We start from the raw sequence: 7,500 nt of genomic DNA, 5'->3' as shown, positions 1-7,500 counted from the left end.
TGTTCATCAGCTAAAATAGCTTTTAAATGCGCAATGAGCTTCACTAGCTCCGCATATTCTTGTTCGATTTTTTCACGTTCTAATCCTGTTAAACGTTGCAGACGCATATCTAAAATCGCTTGCGCTTGTTTTTCACTTAACTGGAACTTTGTCATTAATCCTTCTTTTGCTACGTCTACAGTCGCAGATTGACGAATAAGCTCAATCACTTCGTCTAAATGATCAAGGGCAATACGTAACCCTTCTAAAATATGGGCGCGAGCTTCCGCTTTGTTCAATTCAAACTGCGTACGACGACGAATAACAATCTTTTGATGATCTAAATAATGCTGTAAACATTGTTTTAAGTTCAACACTTTTGGTTGACCGTCAACAAGGGCAAGCATATTAATACCAAAGCTTGTTTGTAATGCTGTTTGTTTGTATAAATTGTTGAGCACCACATGGGCACTTACATCTCTTCTTACTTCAATAACGATGCGCATGCCGCTCCGGTCAGATTCATCACGCAAATCCGTAATGCCGTCAATTTTCTTTTCACGTACAAGCTCAGCAATTTTTTCAATCAACTTTGCTTTATTTACTTGATAAGGCAATTCTCGGACGATAATTGTTTCTTTTCCGTTTTCTTTTTGTTCAATCTCTGCTTTGGCGCGCAATGTAATCGAACCTCGTCCTGTTTCATACGCTTTTCGTATACCGCCTCTTCCGATAATTTGCGCACCTGTCGGAAAGTCTGGACCAGGCAAATACTCCATTAGTTCAGCAATCGTCATATCTGGATCTTTCATTAGTTCTAATAAAGCGTCAATGACTTCCCCAAGTTGATGCGGCGGAATGTTTGTCGCCATCCCGACCGCAATACCTGAAGACCCATTTACGAGTAAATTTGGAAAACGAGCCGGCAACACAATGGGCTCACGTTCTGAGCCATCGTAGTTATCTTGGTAATCAATCGTATCTTTGTTAATATCCCGCAACAACTCCATCGAAATTTTCGACATTCTTGCTTCTGTATAACGCATAGCTGCTGCGGCATCTCCATCAATTGATCCAAAGTTTCCGTGACCATCAACGAGCATATATCGATAGTTAAAATCTTGTGCCATCCGCACCATCGTATCGTACACCGCTGCATCGCCGTGTGGATGGTACTTCCCGATCACTTCACCGACAATACGTGCGGACTTTTTGTAAGGCTTGTCCGCTGTCATCCCTAAATCGTGCATCGCATATAAAATTCGGCGATGTACCGGTTTTAGTCCGTCACGCACATCAGGAAGTGCACGCGATACAATGACGCTCATAGCATAGTCGAGAAACGATGCACGCATTTCTTGACTAATACTTATTTCTTTTACACGTTCAGACATATAGACGAACCTCCCTTACTTAACAAAATAATAAAACGAGGGGAGGGTGAACAAACACTCTCCGACATACTTAAATATCAAGATTTTTTACATACTTCGCGTTTTCTTCGATAAACTGTCTACGCGGTTCTACTTTATCCCCCATTAAAATTTCGAACGTTTCGTCTGCTTCCATCGCATCTTGCAAACTTACTTTTAGCAACGTTCTCGTTTCTGGATTCATCGTCGTTTCCCAAAGTTGTTCTGGATTCATTTCTCCAAGACCTTTGTAACGTTGAATAATCGGTTTTGGTTGTTCTGGTAACCGAGCTAATATTTCCTCAAGTTGTCGATCACTATATGCATACTCAATTCGTTTCCCTTGCTGAATTTTATATAAAGGTGGCTGAGCGATATAAACATAACCTTGTTCAATGACCTCGCGCATATAGCGGTAGAAAAATGTCAACAACAGTGTACGAATATGCGCCCCGTCGACATCTGCGTCCGTCATAATAATGATTTTATGGTAACGAGCTTTTGTAATATCAAACTCTTCTCCAATTCCCGTACCAAGAGCTGTAATAATTGCACGCACTTCATTGTTTGATAAAATTTTATCTAATCTTGATTTTTCCACGTTAATAATTTTTCCACGCAACGGTAAAATCGCTTGAAAATGACGATCACGTCCTTGTTTTGCAGAACCACCCGCTGAGTCTCCCTCAACGACATACAGTTCACATATCGATGGATCCTTCGAAGAACAATCCGCTAATTTCCCAGGCAAACTTGATACTTCAAGGGCATTTTTCCTTCTTGTTAATTCTCGCGCCCGTTTAGCTGCTAGACGTGCTCGTGAAGCTAAAATTCCTTTTTCAACAATTTTTTTCGCGACCGTTGGATTTTCAAGTAAAAACTTTTCAAATTGCTCCGCAAAAATGGACTCTGTCGCGGTGCGAGCATCGCTATTTCCGAGTTTTGTCTTCGTTTGTCCCTCAAACTGTGGAGACGGATGTTTCACGGAAATGATTGCTGTTAATCCTTCACGCACATCTTCACCCGTCAAATTAGCATCTTGTTCTTTAAACATATTTTTTTTTCGACCGTAATCATTAATGATTCGCGTCAACGCCGTTTTAAAACCTAACTCATGCGTACCGCCTTCGTGCGTGTGAATGTTATTAGCAAATGAGTATATATTACTCGTATAGCCATCGTTATATTGCAAGGCGATTTCAACTTGGATGCCGTCTTTTTCTCCCTCAATGTAAATCGGTTCATCGTGCAGTGTTTCTTTCGTCCGATTTAAATGTTTGACGTATGAAGAAATTCCACCTTCGTAATAATATTCGTTGCGTCGCTTTTCGCCACGTCGATCTTCTAGCGTAATGCGAATCCCCTTATTTAAAAAAGCAAGCTCTCGTAAGCGATGTGCGAGCGTGTCATAATCATACTCGGTTGTTTCTGTAAAAATTTCTGGGTCTGGTTTAAAATGAATAGTTGTCCCTGTCCGATCTGTCTCACCTACAACTTGCAAATCAGAACAAGGTACGCCTCGCGTATATTTTTGATAGTGAATTTTTCCATCACGATGCACATACACTTCTAACTCTTCTGACAGCGCATTGACAACAGATGCCCCAACTCCGTGTAAACCGCCAGACACTTTATATCCACCGCCGCCGAATTTTCCACCGGCGTGTAACACAGTCATAATTACTTCAACAGCTGGTCTTCCCATTTTTTCATGAATGCCAACAGGAATCCCACGGCCGTTATCGATTACTGTAATGCTGTTATCTTCTTCAACAATGACGTTAATTTCCGTACAAAATCCAGCTAACGCTTCATCAATGCTGTTATCGACAATTTCCCATACGAGATGGTGTAATCCTTTTGGACCAGTTGACCCGATATACATCCCTGGTCTTTTCCGTACCGCTTCTAACCCTTCGAGAACTTGAATTTGACTTTCATCATAAACGACTTGTTCTCTTTGTTCCATCGTCATTATTGATCACCTACGCTTTCCTTTTCGAACAATACGTTCGAGGTTTATAGAAAAACTATCGTCTCATCATTTGTCCAGAGACAACTTCATACACATCTGCCTCACGAATGACGCGATGCTCAATTCCATCTATGCTCGTTGTTGTTACAAATGTTTGTACTTTACCTTGGATAGCATCTAATAAATGCGTTTGGCGAAAATCATCAAGCTCTGATAGTACATCATCAAGTAACAGAATAGGGTACTCGCCAATTTCTGAAAAAATTAAATCGATTTCAGCTAGTTTCAATGAAAGAGCTGTCGTCCGTTGTTGACCTTGTGAACCGAACGTTTGTACATCTTTGCCGTTAATCGTAAAAGATAAATCATCTCGATGTGGCCCAATGAGCGTTGTACCTCGTTCGATTTCTTTTGTCTTTATTTTTGCGAACTTGTCGTTATACACTTCTACTATTCTCGACCATTGTTGTTCGTCTAATACATCAACTGAAGGACAATAGTGAATACCTAGTTGTTCATTGCCCCGGCTAATTTCAGCATGGATTGGTTTGGCCCACGTTTGTAACAATTCAATAAATTCATATCTTTTTAGAGTGATTTTTGCAGCGAACTCTACAAGCTGCTCCGTAAGCACATCGAGAAACGTGTCATCCGTCTGTTTTTTCGCCTGAAGCAGTTTCAAATATTGATTTCTTTGTTGCAACAATTTTTGATATTGTCCGAGCTCGTGCATATAAACAGGTGATACTTGACCAATTTCCATATCGATAAACCGTCTTCGAATTTGTGGGCTCCCTTTGACTAGGTTTAAATCTTCAGGGGCGAACATAACAACGTTCATATGGCCAACGTAGCTGCTTAATTTTGCCTGTTCAATATAGTTTAATTTCGCTTTTTTTCCTTTCTTCGACACAGTCAACTGCAAAAAAATTGGACCGTTTTTCTTTTCTACTTTACCTTCTATTTTAGCATAATCTTCTTCCCAACGAATGAAATCTTTATCGTTTGTTGTTCGGTGTGATTTTGCCATCGATAAGACGTAAATGGATTCCATAATATTCGTCTTACCTTGAGCATTTTCTCCTAAAATGACGTTTACTTTATTTCGAAATTGCCAACAACCTTGCTCATAATTCCGATAATTTTTTAAAGTTAATTGTTCTAAAAACAAAGGTGCTCCCACCTTTACGAACGAATCGTAAATGTACCGATTGTTTGAATATGAACAACATCTCCTACTTTCAACTTGCGACCGCGGCGTTGTTCCCTTTCGCCATTAACGAACACATCGTTTGTTTGTAAAAACCATTTCGCCATTCCACCTGTTGAAATGACGTTTGCTAGTTTTAAAAATTGTCCAAGTGTAATTGTTTCAGTTGAAATTTTTATTTCTTTCATCCATTATCCGCTCACTTTCTATAAAAGTGTCCATTCTTTCATTGTACTAAAAAATAAGGGGGAAGAAAAGGAAAGCTGCTAGATCTTCTAGCAGCTTTTTAGTATGTTCGTACAGGCAAAATTAACTGAAGCATAGAATCGTCATGAAGCGGTCGAATGACAAACGGCCGCATAGCACCAGTAAAGCTAATTTTAATTTCTGCCCCTTCTAACGCTTTTAATGCGTCCATCATATATTTTGCGCTGAAAGAAATTTTTAATTCTTCACCTTCTACCTGTTCACATTGTACTTCTTCGACAACTTTTCCGATTTCAGGTGAGTTCGATGAAATTTCAACGACTTTGTCAGACAATGTCGATAAACGAACGACGTTATTTCTTCCTTCACGCGCTAGCAACGATGCACGATCGATCGCTTGTAAAAACTCTTTTGTTTTGACAATCATATCTGTTTGGCTTTCTGTCGGGATGAGCCGGGATGTATCTGGATAGTTTCCGTCTAATAACCGTGAGAAAAACAATAAATGTTTTGTTTTGAATAATACTTGGTTTTCCGTTACGACAATGTGAACAGGCTCATTTGATTCTTCAAGAATTTTATTTAATTCGTTTAAGCTTTTGCCCGGAATGACAATGTTGTAATACGCTTCGGATTCCGTTTCTACTTTTGCTTTTCGCATCGCTAGTCGATGGCTATCTGTTGCAGTACACGTCAGTTCATTATTTTCAATGCGCCAGTTTACACCTGTTAAGATCGGGCGTGTTTCTGAGGTGGACACCGCAAATACCGTTTGGCGAATGACATGTTTTAGTAAATCAGCTGGCACTTTAAACATGTTTTCCTCTTGAATTTGTGGTAGGCGCGGATATTCTTCTGGATCTAATCCATTCAAATGAAATTCGGTTTTTCCGGAGCGGATCGTTGTGACGAATTGATCTTTTACTTCGATTTCTATCGTTTCTTTCGGTAACTTACGAACAATCTCACTGAAAAATCGTGCTTGTAAGACAACGCTACCTTGTTTTATGACGTCAACAATGACCCGATCTTCTTCTTCAGCTGGAATGAATGATTCGATCGAAATATCTGAATCACTTCCTGTTAAAGTAACGCCTTGTTTTGAGGCAACGATTTTAATTCCAGTTAAAATCGGAATAGTTGTTCGAGATGATACAGCTTTCATCACATCTTGTACACTTCTTACTAAATGATCGCGATCAATAATAACTTTCACAAAGAAAACCTCCCTAATTTATTTATTATATTTTTTTAAAAAACTATTAATCATAGTACTAGGCGCTGTGATTATGTGGATAAGTGAATAAAACAAAGGAAGCACAGACTATCCACATGTGGACAGACTGTGCACAAACATAAAGCAGTTATTCACATTATTTCAGTTTCTCCATAATTTCTTTTAGCTGTTTTTGTAATTGCACATCTGTTTGGATAAGCGCTGAAATTTTCTCGTGAGCATGGATGACAGTCGTATGATCACGTCCTCCAAATTCCTCGCCAATTTTCGGAAGTGAGCAGTCCGTCAGCTCGCGCGAAAGATACATCGCAATTTGGCGCGGAAATGCAACCGATTTTGTCCGTTTTTTTGCCTTAAAATCTTCGAGTTTCAAGTTAAAATGCTCCCCAACAACGCGTTGAATGTCTTGGATTGTAATGACTTTTGGTTTGGAGCTTGGAATAATATCTTTTAATGCTTCTGCTGCTAAATCTGCGTTAATTTCTTTGTTAATTAAAGAGGAGTAAGCAACGACGCGAATGAGAGCCCCTTCTAATTCACGAATGTTCGAGTCAATTTGATTAGCGATGTACAACATCACTTCGTTCGGGATGTCGAAGCCTTCTGCTTTTGCTTTTTTACGTAAAATGGCGATTCTCGTTTCTAAATCAGGAGGAGTAATGTCCGTAATTAATCCCCATTCAAAACGAGAACGAAGGCGATCTTCTAACGTCGGAATTTCTTTCGGAGGTCGGTCACTCGAGATCACAATTTGCTTACTTTCCTCATGTAACGTATTAAACGTATGGAAAAACTCCTCTTGTGTCTGTTCTTTTCCGGCGAGAAATTGAATATCATCTATTAACAGCACGTCCACGTTACGATATTTATTGCGAAAATCGTCTGGACGATTATCGCGGATGGCATTAATAAATTCATTTGTAAACTTTTCCGAAGATAAATAAACGACTTTCGCTGACGGATTATGTTCAAGAACGTAATGACCGATTGCGTGCATGAGGTGCGTCTTGCCTAGGCCTACACCACCATAAATGAAAAGGGGGTTGTACGCTTTGGCCGGTGCTTCTGCTACTGCTAAAGATGCAGCGTGGGCAAAGCGATTGCCTGATCCAATAACAAAAGTATCGAACGTATACTTTGGATTCAGCATACTTTGTGGAAATTCTGTTTGTTCGTCATCGTGTTTCCGCGGTTTGCTCGATGGTTTTAGATCAAATTCCTCTAGTGCTTGATGATTAGGGATCGTGCATTTAATTTTTAACTCTTCTCCGGTAATGTCATAGAGCGTTTGCTCAATGAGCCGCGTGTAGCGCGATTCGAGCCAATCTTTTGTAAATTCGTTTGGAACGGTAATAATAAGGATGTCGCCTTTTAGCGAATGAGCAGATGTCGATTTTAACCACGTTTCAAAGCTCGGTTTGCTAATTTTTTTCTCAATCTCGGCTAATGCTTTATTCCATAAGTCCGAAATATTTTCCAC

The 7,500-nt window shown here is 39.7% G+C and carries 6 protein-coding genes (1 of these 6 only partly in view); all 6 read right to left on the bottom strand.

The annotated features are described in order from the left end of the window. A protein-coding gene (gene gyrA / locus AFK25_RS00030) for a DNA gyrase subunit A (RefSeq protein ID WP_035067258.1) crosses the window boundary here: on the bottom strand, positions 1-1,373 show its 5' portion. It extends 1,087 nt beyond the left edge of the window; the window shows 1,373 of its 2,460 coding nt (coding positions 1-1,373); the start codon lies at positions 1,371-1,373; its stop codon lies off the left edge, out of view. A gap of 70 nt (positions 1,374-1,443) precedes the next feature. Next, complete coding sequence (gene gyrB, locus AFK25_RS00025; protein ID WP_420806296.1) at positions 1,444-3,360, bottom strand: DNA topoisomerase (ATP-hydrolyzing) subunit B; 1,917 nt, start codon at positions 3,358-3,360, stop codon at positions 1,444-1,446. A gap of 61 nt (positions 3,361-3,421) precedes the next feature. Further along, entirely contained in the window at positions 3,422-4,537 is a 1,116-nt protein-coding gene (gene recF, locus AFK25_RS00020) for a DNA replication/repair protein RecF (protein WP_035067255.1), read from the bottom strand. Positions 4,538-4,551: 14 nt separating this feature from the next. Continuing rightward, positions 4,552-4,764, bottom strand: coding sequence for a S4 domain-containing protein YaaA (yaaA, locus tag AFK25_RS00015; protein ID WP_009361094.1), 213 nt, complete (start codon positions 4,762-4,764; stop codon positions 4,552-4,554). Positions 4,765-4,862: 98 nt separating this feature from the next. Beyond that, a complete protein-coding gene (gene dnaN / locus AFK25_RS00010; protein ID WP_009361093.1) occupies positions 4,863-5,999 on the bottom strand; it encodes a DNA polymerase III subunit beta in 1,137 nt (378 codons plus the stop codon). A 157-nt stretch (positions 6,000-6,156) separates the two neighbouring features. Then, positions 6,157-7,500, bottom strand: a complete 1,344-nt coding sequence (gene dnaA / locus AFK25_RS00005; protein WP_009361092.1) for a chromosomal replication initiator protein DnaA — start codon at positions 7,498-7,500, stop codon at positions 6,157-6,159.

It is taken from the genome of Anoxybacillus gonensis (assembly GCF_001187595.1).
In the GTDB taxonomy this organism is placed as follows: Bacteria; Bacillota; Bacilli; order Bacillales; family Anoxybacillaceae; genus Anoxybacillus; species Anoxybacillus gonensis.
Note: the sequence above shows the minus strand (reverse complement) of the source record. Positions and strands in the feature narration are given on the sequence as shown.

What these genes read in the sequence shown, in the direction of transcription:
- gyrB (WP_420806296.1), bottom strand. Translation starts at nt 3,360, where the DNA reads ATGGAACAAAGAGAACAAGTCGTTTATGATGAAAGTCAAATTCAAGTT.
- yaaA (WP_009361094.1), bottom strand. Translation starts at nt 4,764, where the DNA reads ATGAAAGAAATAAAAATTTCAACTGAAACAATTACACTTGGACAATTT.